This window comes from Corynebacterium sp. c25Ua_47, assembly GCF_039907205.1.
Lineage (GTDB): Bacteria > Actinomycetota > Actinomycetes > Mycobacteriales > Mycobacteriaceae > Corynebacterium > Corynebacterium hiratae.
Map to the genome: position 1 here is coordinate 1 of NZ_JASBOH010000036.1, position 736 is coordinate 736.

Here is a 736-nt window from a genome sequence, read left to right on the forward strand (position 1 = left end):
CGTGAAATAATCAGAGCCATGGGCATCTTCTCCGGTCGGCATTTCCCCCGTGACATCATCCTGTGGGCGGTGCGGTGGTACTGCCGCTACGGCGTGAGCTACCGCGACCTCGAAGAAATGATGACCGAGCGGGGTGTGCCAGTCGATCACACCACGATCTACCGCTGGGTGCAGAAATACGCCCCTGAGCTGGATAAGCGCACTCGCTGGTACCGGCAGGTACCCGACTGGCAGGCCCGGTCCTGGCGGGTGGATGAGACCTATATCCGGGTCGGCGGCACGTGGTGCTATCTCTACCGGGCTATTACCGCCGGTGGGCAGACCTTAGACTTCTACCTCTCACCAAAACGGAATGTGGCTGCGGCCAAGCGTTTCCTGGCCAAGACGCTACGATCGAATACGACAGCCGGGTCCCCGCGGGTCATCAACACCGACAAGGCACCAGCTCTGGCCAAGGCAATATCCGAGCTGAAGGCGGAGGGAATCTGCCCTCAGACGGTGGAGCACCGGCAGGTGAAATACCTGAACAACGTTCTCGAGGGAGATCATGGCCGACTTAAAAGAATCCTGGGACCGAAGGGGGCGTTCAAAAACCGAATTTCCGCCTACCGGACGTTGAAAGGGATGGAAGCGATGCATTCATTACGGAAAGGTCAGGGCACGATGTTTGCTTATGGGCACCCCAATCCGGACGCGGTGATCGTCAACCGGGTCTTCGAGACGGCCTGAGAACGCC

The 736-nt window shown here is 59.2% G+C and carries 1 protein-coding gene; it reads left to right on the forward strand.

Features of this window, described 5'->3' with window-relative positions; all coding sequences use genetic code 11:
- Positions 1-18: 18 nt before the first annotated feature.
- Positions 19-729, forward strand: coding sequence for an IS6 family transposase (locus tag QKE52_RS13310; protein ID WP_347949003.1), 711 nt, complete (start codon positions 19-21; stop codon positions 727-729).
- The last annotated feature ends 7 nt before the right edge of the window (positions 730-736 follow it).

What these genes read in the sequence shown, in the direction of transcription:
- QKE52_RS13310 (WP_347949003.1), top strand. Translation starts at nt 19, where the DNA reads ATGGGCATCTTCTCCGGTCGGCATTTCCCCCGTGACATCATCCTGTGG.